Source organism: Streptomyces sp. NPDC048751 (assembly GCF_043198595.1).
Classification (GTDB): domain Bacteria; phylum Actinomycetota; class Actinomycetes; order Streptomycetales; family Streptomycetaceae; genus Streptomyces.
Map to the genome: position 1 here is coordinate 251,829 of NZ_JBICUX010000003.1, position 13,392 is coordinate 265,220.

The following is a 13,392-nucleotide window of genomic DNA, read 5'->3' on the forward strand; positions in this document are numbered from 1 at the left end:
TCCCGGCACGAACGGGCCGGTCGCCGGAGCCACGCACACAGGCTTGCATACAGCCCCGCCTTCGTGCCTTCGTGCCTTCGGCGTCTTCGCGCCTTCGTGGGCGGGAGGAGCGCGACGAGGAACAGGCCGACCGGATCCTCGCGGCGGGGGCCTCGGGAGCCGCCGCACTCGGGCAGGTCCTGGCCGACGAGTTCACGGACCCCGACTACCTGCGCCACTGGCTCGCACTCTCCATCGCGGCGACGGACCCCGCCCATCCGGCGCACGAGTACTTCGCCCGCCGCGGCGAGCGGTTGCGCAGGCGGTTGCGGGACGATTCCGCGCCCGCCGCGCACAGCAGTACGGGCCTGACCGATGACGACAAGACGGTCATGGTGCTCGCCATGATGGACGGACTGAGGATTCAAGCCCTTCTCGATCCCTCGCACGATCCGTTGCGCCTGATGGAACCCTTCATGCGGATGCTCATCACTCCGGCCGAGAGCGAATAGCCCGGCATCCGGTCACCTGAACATCAGGCACCGCCTCGCGAACCCTCCGGGGGAAGCGCGGCCACCGCACGAGCGATCTCCTGCCGGAGCCGGTCCATGCCGAAGTCGGCGCCGAGCACCATGCGCCGCAACTGCGGCATGGCGACGCTCCAGCTCGCCAGGGCGAGGGTGAAGAACACGCGCGTCCGGGCATCGGCGTCCGGTTCACCGGCCTGCGCGGCGGTCACCTTGTCGCCATAGTGCGCGGTGCGCTCCTCCTCGGCGGGGACCGGCCCGTCGCCGATCTCCAGGGCCTCCCACATCACCAGGCGAAGGGCCTCGGGGTGGGTTCGGTGGTACTCGAAGAGCCGCTCCGAGTAGCCGACCAGATCCTCCGACGGCGGGACGGCCTCGGCCAGTTCGGCGAGACGGCGCTCCAGGACGACGGCGAAGAGCCTGTTCTTGTCGCCGAAGTAGTCGTAGATGGCGCGCTTGTTGGCCCTGGCCGCGGTGGCGATGCGGTCGACACGGGCGCCCGCGACCCCATGCGCCGCGAACTCGGCGGTCGCCGCCGTGATGATGCGCTCTTTGGTCGCCGCGGAGTCATATGCCATGCGGCCATGGTAACGAACTGGTTCGTTTGACCTTCGCGAGGCGGCATGCAACGCTGATTTCAGCAACCGAACCAACTAGTTCGTTCGGCCCTCGGTACGGACCGATCGCCGTCGAAAGGAGTCCTCGGCCGCCATGCCCCGATCCACACCACCGGCAGCTCCCGCGCAGCCGACCCTCGGCCGCGGTGTCCCCCTCGTCATGGCGCTGGCCTGCGGTGTCACTGTGGCCAACGCCTATTTCCCACAAGCCCTCACCCCGCTCATCTCCCGGAGTCTCGTCGTCTCCGACGGCACGGCCACGACCCTCGCGACGCTGACCCAACTCGGCTACGCCGTCGGGATCTTCCTGCTCGTCCCGCTCGGGGACCGCCTCCCCCGCCGACCTCTGATCACCGTGCTGCTCACCGTCACGAGCGTGGCGCTGCTGACCGCAGGGCTCGCCCCCGGAATCGGTCTGCTGCTCGCCGCGGGCACCCTGGTCGGCCTGGCCACCGTGGTGCCACAGGTCCTCCTTCCCATGGCAGCCGGGCTCGTCGCACCCGAGCGGCGCGGCAGCGTGATCGGGACCCTCCAGGCGGGGCTGATCGGCGGCATCCTGCTGGCCCGCGCGTTCGGCGGTGTTCTCGGCGAGCACCTGGGCTGGCGGGCCCCGTATCTGGTCGCCGCCCTGCTCACCGCGCTGCTCGCCGTGGTGCTCGGTGCCGCTCTGCCCACGACCGTCCCGGCAGTCCGCGACGGCTACCCGGGCCTCCTCGCCGACACCCTGCGACTGCTGCGTACGGAGAAGGAGCTGCGCAGGTCCGTGCTTTTCCAGGTCACCGTCTTCGGAGGGTTCAGCGCCGCCTGGACCGCGGTCGCGCTGCTGGTCACCGGACCGCGCTACGGCATGGGCACGCAGGCCGTGGGCGTGCTCGCGCTGGTCGGAGCGGGCAGCTTGTTCCTCGCTCCCTCCGCCGGAAAGTGGGTGGACCGGTACGGCCCCGACCGCGTCAACCTGTGGTGTGTCGTGGCCGGGGTCGCCGCGGCGGGCGTGCTGGCGGCCGGCGCGCTCGGCGGTGTCGTCGGGATCGTGGCTCTGGCCGCTGGATTGCTGCTGATCGACGTGGCGGTGCAGTGCGGACAGGTCGCCAACCAGGCCCGCATCTTCGCCCTGCGCCCGGAGATTCACAGCCGGCTCAACACGGGCTACATGACCTGCTCGTTCCTCGGCGCGAGCGCCGGGTCGTGGCTCGGTACCCGTGCCTACACGCATCTCGGCTGGTGGGCGGTGTGCGCTCTCATCGCACTCGCCGTGGCGTCGGCCGTGGTGACGTACGGGGTCGGGGGCAGCGGGCGCCGTATCACCGGGGCGGGCGCAAAGGACGCGATCGAGTCCGAGCCGACGCTCCCCTCTCGGTAACCGGCATGACCGAGCCCCTGGTGACCGCCCTCAATCCGTAGGACCGCCCTGTCCACCACCGCCTCCCCCTCCAAGGATTCGTCATGTCCGTCCCTGCCATGCCCCCGGCCGTTCTGCAGTTCTTCCAGGCCTCCCAGAACGGTGACGCCGACGCCTGGAGCGGCGCCTTCGCCGAGGACGCGCTCTTCCACGATCCGGTCGGCACGCCGCCCCTCAAGGGCCGCGCCGCGATCCACGAGCTCGTCGCCTCCGTCCTCACGGGCTTCAGCCCCTTCCTCGGGCTGACCCCGACCGAGGCGCACACCGCCGGAAACAACGTGGCCGTCGCCTGGCACGGTGCCGCCATCACCCGGGACCTCAGGCCGGTCAACTGGTCGGGCATCAACGTGTTCGAACTGGACGACACCGGCCGGATCCGCGAGGCGAAGGCCTACTTCAACCGCGCCGCCTTCCAGGCCCAGGTCGACGGCGGCTGACCTTCACACGACTGAAAGCCCCTCCCGCCACCCCGTACGAGGACATCCGATGAACGACATCTCCCCCACCCCGCTCACCGACCGCACCGCGCTGATCACCGGAGGCTCCGGCGGCATCGGAACAGCCGTCGCCCTGCGTCTCGCGGATGCCGGAGCCCGTATCGCTCTCGTCTACGGCAGCCACGGCGAGGATGCCGAGAACACCGCCACCCGGATCAACACGCTCCACGGCTCCGGCCGGGCGGTCACGCTCCAGGCGGACCTGTCCGAGGCGACGGCCGCCGCCGAGCTGGTCGACCGGACCTCCCACGTACTCGGCCCCGTCGACCTGCTCATCGCGGGAGCGGGCATCGGAAAGCAGCTGGCCTGGGCCGACATCGACGCCGACACCTGGGACACAACCATGGCCGTCAACGTGCGCGCGCCGTTTCTCATGGCGCAGGCCGCCCTTCCCGGCATGGTCGAGCGCGGCTGGGGCCGGGTCCTGTTCGTCTCGTCCATCGCGGCCCTCAACGGCGGCATCATCGGCCCGCACTACGCTGCCAGCAAGGCGGCCCTGCACGGGTTGACCCATTCCCTGGCGGCCGGTGTCGCCGCCGCCGGTGTCACGGTCAACGCACTCGCGCCCGCGCTCATCGGAGGCACCCGCATCCTGCCCGCCGATGCCGGCGAGGGTGGAAAACTGCCCGCGCCCATCCCGGTCGGGCGTCTTGGCACGCCCGACGAGGTCGCCTCCATGGCCGTCTCGATGGTCACCAACGGCTATCTGACCAACAAGGTGATCACGCTCGACGGCGGCCTGTACCCCCGCTGAGCCCAGGGTCACCTACGCCCTCGCCCGCTGGACCTCCGGCGCCACCTTCCTGCATCCCGTACGACGCGAGAGGCTGGCGTACCCGGCATGCCCGTCTCTTTCAACTCCTGCGGGAGAACCGGAAGTCGAGTCCTCATAAGCGGGACGCGGCAGCGAACAAGGACAGGCGGGTGCTCGGCCTGGTCGTGCTGCGCCAGGGTCAGTCCCGGTGGGGACGTGGTCGCGCCAGCTGTGCCGGGGGCGGAAGCCCAGGCCCTGTTTGGCGGCCTCGTTGGACAGCAGCGGGGTGCGGTCGCCGAGCTCGGTCCTCACAGGCACGTCGGGGAAGCGTGCGGCGAGGAGGTCCGGCGTGGGAACGGGCATGGCGGTGTCGTCGGCAACGATGAGGAAGGTCTCGAACCCGCGCGGCTGGTAGTGGAGGGCGGCTTCGACGGCGGCGCCGCTGTCGCGACCGTCGATGTAAGACCACAGGTCCCAGATGCGATGGTCGATGTCGTCAGCGAAGTCGGGGTGTTCGGCGTACTCCTCGACGTTCTGGACGTAGGACAGGCGCAGGGCGGTGACCCTCAGCCCGGGGTCGTTCTTGGTGTACTCCTCGGCGATCTGCTCGATGAGGAGCTTGCTGAGGCCGTAGGCGTTTTGGCCGCGGCGGGGAGAGTTCTCATCGAGCGGCAGGTAGGTGATCGAGTCGTCGAAGGGCACCCCGAGGACGGTCTCGCTGGAGGCCAGGACGATGTCGTGCAGTCCGAGGCGGCGGCATGCCTCGAAGACGTTGTAGGCAGCGGTGACGGCGTGGCAGGCATGGTCATCCCTTGTCTTTGAGCTGTGTGTGGGGGGGAGGCGAGGCCGCCGGGCCGGGCGGGACGCCGCGGCGGCCTACGCGTGGCGGGGGTCTTGTTCGCCCGTGCTGTGCCGTTGCGGCTGAGCAGTTTCGTTGCCGATGGTGGCGGGGTGGGGGGTGGACTGGGCGTACCAGCTGGCGAGGATGCGCAGCTTTTCGAGGTCGTCGTCGGTTTTGCCGGCGTAGACGAAGAGGATCTGGTCGGGATCGCCCGGCAGGGAGAGGGCTTCGTAGGTGATGTCGAGGCGGCCGATGACGGGGTGGTTGAACCGTTTGCTGCCCCAGGTACGTTCGACTACGGTCCGCTCGGCCCACCAGGTGCGGAACTCGGGGGATGCGGAGCGCAGTTCGGCGACGAATTCGGCGATCTGCGGGTCGTGGGGGTTGCGGCCGGCCTCGGCGCGCAGCACGCCGACGACCTCGGAGGTGACCTGCGCCCAGTCGAGGTAAAGGGAGCGGGCGGCGGGGTCGAGGAGCATCCAGCGCAGCAGATTGCGCTCGTTGGCTGGGCGGTGGTTGAACGGGGTGAACAGGGCGTCGAGGAGGTCGTTGGAGGCCAGGACCTCGTTGCGGCGGCCGAGGACGAAGGCGGGCTGGTCGTGCAGCCCCTTCAGCATGCGCAGCAGATCGGGCCGCACCTGCTGGGGCGGTGCCGGCTCGGCGCTGCGGCGGGGCTGGGGGCGCAGCAGGTCGCGAAGGTACTGGGTCTCTGCCTGGGTCAGTCGCAGGGCCTCGGCGATGGACAGGATGACGCCTTCGGAGGCGCTGGTAAGCCGTCCTTGCTCCAGGCGGGTGTAGTAGTCCACGCTGACCCCGGCGAGCTGCGCCACCTCTTCGCGGCGCAGGCCGGGTACTCGTCGGCCCGGGTAGTTGGCCAGGCCGGCCTGGGAGGGGCGGACCGCGTCACGCCGGGCGCGCAGGAACTTCTTGATCTCCTCGGCATTGTTCGCCATGTGTGCCAGTGTTCCCCGGCTCTCGGAGGGGTTCCACGTGCGTGGGGGGGAAGGTTTTTCCCCGGCAGCAATGGCCCCCGTCCACGGCTTGGTTCGCCGCGTTACGGCGTGCATCAATGGTTGGGCGGCCATCGCAGCGACCTTGAAAGGGTCCGCGGCCCGCCTGCCGTGTGCGTGGCACCGGCTGGGGCGGGCGCCGCTTCACCCCGTACACAGCGCCCCCGCCGCCGTCACTCTTGGTGATCGGTGTGGGAGGGGTGCGCCCGTTCTGAGGAAGATCCGCATCGTGTCTGTTCAGCAGAAGGTCTGGTTCATCACCGGCTGCTCGACCGGCTTCGGACGTGCTCTGGCCCGCGAGGTCCTCGTCGCCGGCCACAAGGCAGTCGTCACCGCCCGCAACGTCGCCCGAGTCCAGGACCTCGTCGAGGGCAACGACCGGGCGCTCGCCCTGCCCCTCGACGTCACCGACGGCGCCCAGGTCAGGGAGGCCGTCGAGGCGGCGGAGAAGCACTTCGGCGGCATCGACGTGCTGGTCAACAACGCCGGCATCGGCTACTTCGCCGCCGTGGAGGAGAGCACCGACGACGAGATCCGCCGGATCTTCGACATCAACGTCTTCGGCCTGTCCGACGTCATCCGCGCCGTCCTGCCGGGCATGCGCGCACGCCGCTCGGGAACGATCGTGAACTTCTCTTCCATCGGAGGACTGCGCGCCTTCCCGGCCGTCGGCTACTACGCCGCCACCAAGTTCGCCGTCGAGGGCCTGACCGATGCCCTGCGCCAGGAGGTCGCCCCGCTGGGCATCACCACGCTGCTCGTGGAGCCCGGCCCCTTCCGCACCGACTGGGCCGGCCGGTCCGCCAACGAGACGCTGCCCGAGCGGGAGATCGCGGATTACGCCGACACGGTCGGCGCGGCGCGTGCCGCGTTCCGCGCGGACACCGGCAAGGAACCCGGTGCCCCCCACGCAGCCGCCCGGGCGATCATCACCGCCCTCGCCGCCGACGCCCATCCCCAGCGCCTGCTGCTGGGCGCCCCGGCGTACGGCATGGCGATCGAGCAGCTGGAGTCGATGCTCGCCGAGATCCGCGCGAACGAGGCGCTGACGAAGTCGGCCGACTTCGACGCTCCCGCCGCCTGATCTCCAGCTAAGGGCTGTCCCGTAATCCCTGGTGGATCAGCGTGCGGCGTCAGATGCGGTGCATCGCAAGGCGGAGGGACGTCCGCATACTGGATGTATGCGGACGTTCCGACAACGCGGCGAGGTGCCGTAGCTGTCGTCGCGCGCCCGCCAGGGATTACGGGACAGCCCTTAGGCGTGCCGGCCGGTGACGAGACCATACGGTCTCTCGCCGGCCGGCCTCACCCACGGTCGGGAAACGTCGGCACGTCACCCGGTGCCCCGAGGACCTGACCCACCAGCCTGACGCGATCGCAGACGAGCGCGTGTCCCTCGACTTCGACAGCCGCGCACGCATGCGTCTCACACTGCGCACAGCAAGGAGAGTGCCACCATGGCAGACAGCCGCGAAACCCACCTTGAGGGCCGCGTCAGCGTCATCACCGGCGCCTCCTCCGGCATCGGTGCGGCCGCCGCCCGCGCCCTGGCCACCCGTGGCGCCCGCGTCGTCCTCGCCGCCCGCAACGCCGACAAACTCGACACCTTGGTCACCGAGATCCGCGACGCCGGCGGCACCGCGACCGCAAGCGTCACCGACGTCACCCGCCTGGACGACGTCGAGGGCCTGATCGACTTCGCCGTCGGCGCATACGGCCCCGTCGACCACCTGGTCAACAACGCCGGCCTGATGCTCTTCTCCAAGTGGTCCGACGGTGCCGTCGACGACTGGGACAAGATGATCGACACCAACCTCCGCGGCTACCTGCACGCCATCAGCGCCGTCCTGCCCGACATGATCGCCCGCCGATCCGGCCACATCCTCAACCTCAGCCCGGTGGCCGGCATCCGCGTCGGACATGCCAGCGGCGTCCACAGCGCCACCAAGTTCTTCATCCGCGGCATCACCGACAGCCTCCGCCAGGAGGTCGGCATCACCCACGGCATCCAGGTCTCCATGATCAGCCCCGGTTTCATCGACACCGGCTGGGTCGAAAGGTCTCCAACGCCGAGGGCAAGCAGATCGCCCAGGACCTCAACGAGGGCGCGATCCACCCGGATCGGATGGCCGACACCGTCGTCCACGCCCTCGACCAGCCCGCCGAGGTCACCGTCGACGACATCGTCATCCACCCCACCCGCCAGGTCTGGTAACCCCACTCCGGCCCCGTAGCGGTCCCACACTCCCCCACGATGGCCGGCCACCGGCAGCGCCGGACGCCCACCAGCACACGGAACAGGAGCACCACTCATGAGCAGCACCGTCTCCCGCCGCCCGCTCGCCCTGGTGACCGGGGCCTCCGCGGGCATCGGCCACGAACTTGCGAAGCTGTTCGCCATCAACGGCTTCGACCTGATCGCCACCGGCCGCAGCAAGCACACCGACCAGGCAGCGGCCGACCTCGCGCGGCACGGCGTCCACGTCACACCCGTGCGCGCCGACCTCTCCCAGAGCGAGGGTGTCGAGACGGTGTGGCGGGCGGTGCAGGAGACCGGCCGACCGCTCGACGCCGCGGTCCTCAACGCCGGCCGCAGCATCGGCGGCGCCTTCCTCGACACCGACCTCGACGACGAACTCTCCCTGATCCAGCTGAACGTGGCCTCCGTGGTCCACCTGGCCAAGCACGTCGCCCGGCACATGGCCGACAACGGCCGCGGCCGCATCCTGATCACCTCGTCCCTGTCAGCGACCCTGCCCACCCCCTACGAGACCGTTTACGGGCCCTCCCGCGCCTTTACCCGCATGTTCGCCCTCGGATTGCGTGAGGAGCTCAAAGAACACGGGATCACCATCACCTGCCTCATGCCCGGAGCCACCGACAGCAACTTCCACGCCAACGCCGGCATGAACAACACCGCCTTCGGCCCCGGCATGAAGAAGAACAGCCGCAAGGAAGTCGCCCGCCAGGGCTTCCTCGCCCTGATGAACGGCCGCGCCGAAGTCGTCGGCGGCGACGCCGCCACCAAGCGCACCGCCATCGAACACCGCTTCCTGCCCGAGACCTACAAGGCCGCCCGCCACGCCACCAAGGCCAAGCCACGCCCTGAGCACTAGGGCAACCATGAGGCTCGCAGCCGGAAGAGGCACGAGCTGAGTGCGGCAGCAGCCTCCGCCAGCCATGTCCGCGGCACCCCGGGGGCTGCCGACTGCTGCGCGCGGCCGGGCTACTTGAGGGCGCCGGCGCCGAGGCCGTTCACGATGTTCCGCCGCGCGAGCAGATAGAACACGATCACGGGCACCACCGAAAACTCACGCGCCGTCGAGTGCCGCCGAATCCTTGAGTTCCTGGGCTGGCCGACGAAGAAGCTGCGCATGATCAGCGTCGCGGGACATCCTCTGCCCGCCGTTTCCGGCGGACAATCCCGTTGAGCAACTGGCGAAACATACGCGGCGGTAGATCCTCAACACGTTGACGTACTGGCTGAGGGCTGGCTGCTGCCGGAGGTCTGCTCCCGCATGCTCTGCCGCTGTGGCAGACCGCCTAACTGGATCGCGCGCCTCGTGAACCCAGCGGGACATGACCGGGGCCTGGCCAGGCACCAGCGAACGCGGGCAAGTGATCCAGAAGCTGACGCAGGGAGCAGAACGGCCCAACCGCCCTCAGTCCCTACCCCTCAGGCTTCCACCAATCTCGCACTGCGAGCCACAAAGACAGCAGGTCACAGGCGTCCGAGCTCGCCACCCCGATCTCCTGGCCCTATACGGAGGCCCCTCGGTGGCGGTGCATCCGCTACGCTGTCCCTGGTCAGTCGTTGGCGCGTCGCGTTGTCCGCTCAGGTAACGACGCGGAGAGCGTCCAACCGCGTCTGACCAGCGGGCTTGTATTTCTCGTTGAAGATCCACACCCTGGATTTTCAACAAGGTTTTCTACAAGCCCCCGCCTTCGTAGCTCAGGGGATAGAGCACCGCTCTCCTAAAGCGGGTGTCGCAGGTTCGAATCCTGCCGGGGGCACCAGCGCAAAGGCCCCGGACCGATCATGGTCCGGGGCCTTTGACATCTACTTTTGACATCAACGGGGGCGCTCACCCGCGATCGGGACGCCTCTTTCGCAGCAGCCGGTCCATGTGGCTCATGGCCTCGCGCTGGGTGTCCTGGACGACGTGGGTGTAGACGTCCATGGTGATGCTGATCTGGGAGTGGCCCAGGATCTCCATAACGACGCGGGGCGCGACTCCGGCCGCCGTGAGGAGGGTCGCGGTCCCGTGGCGGGCGTCGTGCAGCCGGATCACGCGGAGGCCGGCGGCCTCGGCGACGCGCGTGATGGAGCGGTAGAGGTTGCGCGGCTCGACGGGGCGGCCGGTTCGGGTGGCGAAGACGTAGTCGGAGCCCTTCCACCTCTCCCCCGCCTTGGCACGAGCGTCCGCCTGCCGCATCCGATGCCAGCGCAGGGGCGCGATGCAAAGGGCGGGCAGCGGGACGGCTCGGCGACGGCGGCTCTTGGGGTCATCGTCGTAGAGGACGCCACGGCGGCGCTGGACCTGGTGGCGGACGTAGAGGACGCGGTTGTCGAGGTCGAGGTCCGACCAGCGGAGACCGACGATCTCTCCTCGGCGAAGGCCCATGGCGATGGCGAGGACGAAGGCGGCATAGAGCGGGTCCTTGCGGGAGGCGGCGAGGAAGCCGACCGATGGGTAGCGGTAGCTCTGCGCACCATCTCACCGGCGCTCGATCCCGACGCATCCGAAGAAGCGTGGGAGTGGTTGTACGACGGCCGCATCGAGACCCGACGAGCCCTCCTACGCTCCGAGCCCTGCACGGTGACCATCACCCAGGCCGGCACACGCATCACCTGGACCATCCGGCCAGCGCTCTTCCTGCCACTCGCACACCGCCAGGCCACCAACCTCCCCAGCTGCGCATACGACTTCAAGCCCCGCCCCACCGACTGAGTTACAACTTTCTTTACGGGTTCAAGCCCCGGCTGCGCTCCGCTCCGCCGGGCGCGCTTCCCGGCTCTGGCTGCGCCCGCGCTCCTGCCTTCGGCCCGCTCGGCGCTGCCGCCGCCGACGCGCGCCCACATGTGGATAGGGCCGGAAGCCATGAGTCGATCACCGCATAGCGAGGCCCACGGTCAAGACGATGCCTCCGGCGGGGGATCGGCCGGCACCGGGATAGAGGGGGCGCCGTTCCCGACCGCGGGTCCGTAGGGGCATGCGCGGGGTGCTCCCATCCCGTCCACCATCGACCCAGGCAGAGCCGAGCAGACGCGGCCCAGGGCGTCCAGGTCGTTCGTACAGTGGCGCGCTCCACCTGGACGCCCTGAACCACGCCCGCTCCACGGTGTGTGGGTCGACGGCGGACGGGATGGGAGCTGGGGAGAGTGGTGGGCTGGGGTGGAGTGCCGGTGGCTTGGGGGAGTCGAGCGCGTGGTTGACTGCTGAGGTCGCCGACGACTGGGGAGTGATATGACGCACGACGCAAGGGCCGTTGCTCAGCGCATGTACGAGGCGTTCAACGCTCGTGACCTCGCCGCGGCAGAGACGATCTTCTCCGCCGACTTCGTGAGCCATCCGCTGGGCACCGTCGGCGTCGACAGCGTCGTGAAGGCGTGGAGCGGGCTTCACGCCACGTTCCCCGACATCCAGGTCATCGTCGAGGACATGGTCGTGGATGCGGACAAGGTGGCGGTTCGCACGTCCTTGCACGGTGTCTTGGACGGCGCAGGCGTCGATGACCAGCCCCTGCCCTCGATGATGGAGATCTTCCGGGTGCTCGACGGTCGCATCGCCGAACTGTGGGGCATATCCACGCTCAACCGCCCGGCGGGTAGCAGCGTGACCCCAGGTTGATCCTTGTGTCTCCAGGCCGCCGATGGAAGGGTCCTGGCCCAGGCACAACGGTTCATCCCAGGGAGAGGGAGTCACCATGACTTACGGCTACATCGCCTCGATGAAAACCCAGCCCGGTTCCCGCGACGAAGTCGTCTCCATTTTGCTGAGTGGTGTGGACGGTCTCCGCGAGGCGGGATGCCACCTCTACGTTGTCAGCGTGTCCGACGACGATGACGTGACGATCTGGGTGACCGAGGTCTGGGAGAGCAAGGAACATCACGATGCTTCGCTAGAGCTGCCGGAGGCAAAAGCTGCCATCAGCAAGGCGATGCCGATGCTGACGGGAGAGTTCACCAGGCAGGATTTGTCCGTCGTGGGCGGGCTGGGACTTTAGACGTTGTCAAGACTGCATCAGACTCTGACACCAGCGGCTGACACCAACAAGCACGAACAGCAGCGGTCGGTGCCGGACCTCAGTGGACGATCGACCGAGGCGCAGGGACCGTTGGTCGACGTTGACAAGCCTCTGTGATCGACCTGATAAAGATGAGGCCATAGCGCCCTACAACTGGGGCGGTGCACCTGGCAAAGGGGGCGCCGCTCCCGTTGTCTTGTCTGGGGTCCACCCGGGTGATCGAGACTGTCAGCCCCGAGTGCTAGAAACACCCGCATGGCGTACAGATTCACGGCGCAGATTGCTTGCGGGTTCGATGATCCGGATCAAGACGACTGCGTGATGGCGGGTGTGGCCGAGTCGGACGACGAGGATGGGTTCTCCCTGTTGTTCATGTGCGACTTCGAGGAGCCCGACGCTCAGGAAGTGTCCTTGGGGATGGACACCCACTGTCTTGTCACGCCGGACCAGGGCACCGCATATGGCTGTGTGCGTGAGGTGGAACTGGACGGAGATGTGTTTCGGGTGACGTTGCACCCTTCGTCGCTGGACGCGCTCGGCTTGACCGACCCCATCGTCGAGGCCTTGTTGCGGGCGCCGGCGGTCGACGTGGCACGTATGCGCGAGGTGCTGCCGCGCATCCTGGCGTACGGGCGTCCAGGTGCTCACCCGAGACTGATCAACCTGTAGCAAGTACAGCAGCACAGCAACCCCAGCAACCGAGCCCGACCGGCAGCACCCTCGAAAAGCCGTGTCAGGACCGGTATGACCATCAACAACCGCTCCACATAGAGCTACGGATCAGAAGTTCCCCGTGCCACACCCGTGCCAGATCCAGCGGGGAGCCACGGGGAACGACGGTGGCCGACAGGTGACCGGCCCTCGGTCAGCTCATGTGGACAGTTCGCAGCTCAGGGCGCCACTCGCCCAACCTCGCTCCTAAAGTGGTTGTCCAGACCGCTCACCGAGTCCACACGCGCTGGAACTCTTCGGACGGGATGGCCTCCAGCGGATCCTGTCCAGGATCGATTGCTTGGTCTGTCAGGCCGCCGTGCTCGTCCTCCAGGTGCTCCCAGCTGTATCGGTGGAGCTGGCCGGCCGCGGTCAACTCGGCCTGCTTGATGACGATCAACTGGCCGCTGTCGGGTACGGCCTCGATGTACCAGAGGCCGCCTTCTTCGTCAGCGTGGCGGAAGTGGTGCCGCAGAGTGGCGCACTCGTCGAGTGCTCGGTAGTACGCCATGATCTCTGCCGCGATGCGCTCCAGGTCGTCCACGGAACCATCGTGCCAACGACCGCACGTAGTTGGGCCGTTCTGACATCCACTAGTGACATCAACGGCGCCGGACGCCAGCACTCCCAGGCAGCCTGGCATGGCCAGCGTGGCCGTGTCGTTCCCCGGTGGTGCCGAGGAGCGATCGAACTCCTAAAGCGGGTGTCGCAGGTTCGAATCCTGCCGGGGGCACTGAGAAGTAGCAGGTCAGAGGCCCTGCCGTCCGAGTGGGTGGCAGGGCCTCTTCTTCTCGCAGCACATATGAGG

Annotated in this window: 14 protein-coding genes, 1 tRNA gene and 3 pseudogenes; 12 read left to right on the forward strand and 6 right to left on the reverse strand. The window is 68.5% G+C overall.

Going from position 1 to position 13,392, the window contains the following annotated elements:
* Positions 1-71: 71 nt before the first annotated feature.
* Complete coding sequence (locus ACGFNV_RS12750; RefSeq protein WP_393621845.1) at positions 72-491, forward strand: TetR family transcriptional regulator C-terminal domain-containing protein; 420 nt, start codon at positions 72-74, stop codon at positions 489-491.
* Between the two features lie 23 nt (positions 492-514).
* Here the strand turns inward: ACGFNV_RS12750 and ACGFNV_RS12755 are convergent, their stop codons facing one another.
* Positions 515-1,084, reverse strand: coding sequence for a TetR family transcriptional regulator (locus ACGFNV_RS12755; RefSeq protein ID WP_393621846.1), 570 nt, complete (start codon positions 1,082-1,084; stop codon positions 515-517).
* A gap of 133 nt (positions 1,085-1,217) precedes the next feature.
* On the opposite strand from ACGFNV_RS12755, the gene ACGFNV_RS12760 reads away from it, so the two are divergent.
* From ACGFNV_RS12760 to ACGFNV_RS12770, 3 genes are all read left to right on the forward strand, one after another.
* Positions 1,218-2,483, forward strand: coding sequence for an MFS transporter (locus tag ACGFNV_RS12760; protein ID WP_393621847.1), 1,266 nt, complete (start codon positions 1,218-1,220; stop codon positions 2,481-2,483).
* Positions 2,484-2,566: 83 nt separating this feature from the next.
* Positions 2,567-2,959 carry a nuclear transport factor 2 family protein gene (locus ACGFNV_RS12765; RefSeq protein ID WP_393621849.1) on the forward strand — a complete coding sequence of 131 codons (393 nt, stop codon included), beginning with the start codon at positions 2,567-2,569 and terminating at the stop codon, positions 2,957-2,959.
* A 49-nt stretch (positions 2,960-3,008) separates the two neighbouring features.
* Positions 3,009-3,773, forward strand: coding sequence for an SDR family NAD(P)-dependent oxidoreductase (locus ACGFNV_RS12770; protein ID WP_393621851.1), 765 nt, complete (start codon positions 3,009-3,011; stop codon positions 3,771-3,773).
* Positions 3,774-3,785: 12 nt separating this feature from the next.
* Here the strand turns inward: ACGFNV_RS12770 and ACGFNV_RS12775 are convergent.
* Positions 3,786-4,583: pseudogene (locus ACGFNV_RS12775) on the reverse strand (NAD-dependent epimerase/dehydratase family protein); the annotation flags it as partial.
* Between the two features lie 66 nt (positions 4,584-4,649).
* Positions 4,650-5,567, reverse strand: coding sequence for a helix-turn-helix transcriptional regulator (locus ACGFNV_RS12780; RefSeq protein ID WP_393621853.1), 918 nt, complete (start codon positions 5,565-5,567; stop codon positions 4,650-4,652).
* 286 nt (positions 5,568-5,853) lie between these two features.
* Between ACGFNV_RS12780 and ACGFNV_RS12785 the strand changes: the two genes are divergently transcribed.
* The 3 genes from ACGFNV_RS12785 to ACGFNV_RS12795 all read left to right on the forward strand — a co-directional run bounded on the left by ACGFNV_RS12785 (position 5,854) and on the right by ACGFNV_RS12795 (position 8,740).
* The gene (locus ACGFNV_RS12785; RefSeq protein WP_393621855.1) at positions 5,854-6,708 is read left to right on the forward strand and encodes an oxidoreductase; all 855 of its coding nucleotides are present in this window, start codon (positions 5,854-5,856) and stop codon (positions 6,706-6,708) included.
* A gap of 373 nt (positions 6,709-7,081) precedes the next feature.
* Positions 7,082-7,858 carry an SDR family oxidoreductase gene (locus ACGFNV_RS12790; protein WP_393621856.1) on the forward strand — a complete coding sequence of 259 codons (777 nt, stop codon included), beginning with the start codon at positions 7,082-7,084 and terminating at the stop codon, positions 7,856-7,858.
* Between the two features lie 78 nt (positions 7,859-7,936).
* Complete coding sequence (locus ACGFNV_RS12795) at positions 7,937-8,740, forward strand: SDR family NAD(P)-dependent oxidoreductase (protein WP_393621858.1); 804 nt, start codon at positions 7,937-7,939, stop codon at positions 8,738-8,740.
* Positions 8,741-8,850: 110 nt separating this feature from the next.
* Here the strand turns inward: ACGFNV_RS12795 and ACGFNV_RS12800 are convergent, their stop codons facing one another.
* Complete coding sequence (locus tag ACGFNV_RS12800) at positions 8,851-9,000, reverse strand: hypothetical protein (protein WP_393621860.1); 150 nt, start codon at positions 8,998-9,000, stop codon at positions 8,851-8,853.
* A gap of 565 nt (positions 9,001-9,565) precedes the next feature.
* On the opposite strand from ACGFNV_RS12800, the gene ACGFNV_RS12805 reads away from it, so the two are divergent.
* Positions 9,566-9,641: transfer RNA gene (locus ACGFNV_RS12805), tRNA-Arg, on the forward strand.
* Positions 9,642-9,709: 68 nt separating this feature from the next.
* On the opposite strand, the pseudogene ACGFNV_RS12810 reads toward ACGFNV_RS12805, so the two are convergent.
* Positions 9,710-10,315, reverse strand: a pseudogene (locus ACGFNV_RS12810) (site-specific integrase); the annotation flags it as partial.
* Between ACGFNV_RS12810 and ACGFNV_RS12815 the strand changes: the two are divergent.
* The 4 genes and pseudogenes from ACGFNV_RS12815 to ACGFNV_RS12830 form a co-directional block, all read left to right on the forward strand.
* Positions 10,304-10,576 (forward strand): annotated as a pseudogene (locus ACGFNV_RS12815) (hypothetical protein); the annotation flags it as partial. The pseudogenes ACGFNV_RS12810 and ACGFNV_RS12815 sit on opposite strands and share 12 nt — an antisense overlap.
* A gap of 516 nt (positions 10,577-11,092) precedes the next feature.
* Positions 11,093-11,476 (forward strand): ester cyclase, encoded by a 384-nt coding sequence (locus ACGFNV_RS12820; RefSeq protein WP_393621861.1) that lies wholly within the window; start codon positions 11,093-11,095, stop codon positions 11,474-11,476.
* Between the two features lie 76 nt (positions 11,477-11,552).
* Positions 11,553-11,852 carry a putative quinol monooxygenase gene (locus ACGFNV_RS12825; RefSeq protein ID WP_393621862.1) on the forward strand — a complete coding sequence of 100 codons (300 nt, stop codon included), beginning with the start codon at positions 11,553-11,555 and terminating at the stop codon, positions 11,850-11,852.
* Between the two features lie 276 nt (positions 11,853-12,128).
* A complete protein-coding gene (locus ACGFNV_RS12830) occupies positions 12,129-12,542 on the forward strand; it encodes an Imm10 family immunity protein (RefSeq protein ID WP_393621864.1) in 414 nt (137 codons plus the stop codon).
* A gap of 271 nt (positions 12,543-12,813) precedes the next feature.
* Here the strand turns inward: ACGFNV_RS12830 and ACGFNV_RS12835 are convergent, their stop codons facing one another.
* The gene (locus ACGFNV_RS12835; protein ID WP_393621866.1) at positions 12,814-13,128 is read right to left on the reverse strand and encodes a hypothetical protein; all 315 of its coding nucleotides are present in this window, start codon (positions 13,126-13,128) and stop codon (positions 12,814-12,816) included.
* Positions 13,129-13,392 lie beyond the last annotated feature (264 nt).

Coding starts and splice junctions, on each gene's coding strand:
- ACGFNV_RS12795 (WP_393621858.1), top strand. CDS start 7,937: ATGAGCAGCACCGTCTCCCGCCGCCCGCTCGCCCTGGTGACCGGGGCC.
- ACGFNV_RS12825 (WP_393621862.1), top strand. CDS start 11,553: ATGACTTACGGCTACATCGCCTCGATGAAAACCCAGCCCGGTTCCCGC.
- ACGFNV_RS12830 (WP_393621864.1), top strand. CDS start 12,129: ATGGCGTACAGATTCACGGCGCAGATTGCTTGCGGGTTCGATGATCCG.
- ACGFNV_RS12755 (WP_393621846.1), bottom strand. CDS start 1,084: ATGGCATATGACTCCGCGGCGACCAAAGAGCGCATCATCACGGCGGCG.
- ACGFNV_RS12800 (WP_393621860.1), bottom strand. CDS start 9,000: ATGCGCAGCTTCTTCGTCGGCCAGCCCAGGAACTCAAGGATTCGGCGG.
- ACGFNV_RS12820 (WP_393621861.1), top strand. CDS start 11,093: ATGACGCACGACGCAAGGGCCGTTGCTCAGCGCATGTACGAGGCGTTC.
- ACGFNV_RS12760 (WP_393621847.1), top strand. CDS start 1,218: ATGCCCCGATCCACACCACCGGCAGCTCCCGCGCAGCCGACCCTCGGC.
- ACGFNV_RS12770 (WP_393621851.1), top strand. CDS start 3,009: ATGAACGACATCTCCCCCACCCCGCTCACCGACCGCACCGCGCTGATC.
- ACGFNV_RS12780 (WP_393621853.1), bottom strand. CDS start 5,567: ATGGCGAACAATGCCGAGGAGATCAAGAAGTTCCTGCGCGCCCGGCGT.
- ACGFNV_RS12765 (WP_393621849.1), top strand. CDS start 2,567: ATGTCCGTCCCTGCCATGCCCCCGGCCGTTCTGCAGTTCTTCCAGGCC.
- ACGFNV_RS12790 (WP_393621856.1), top strand. CDS start 7,082: ATGGCAGACAGCCGCGAAACCCACCTTGAGGGCCGCGTCAGCGTCATC.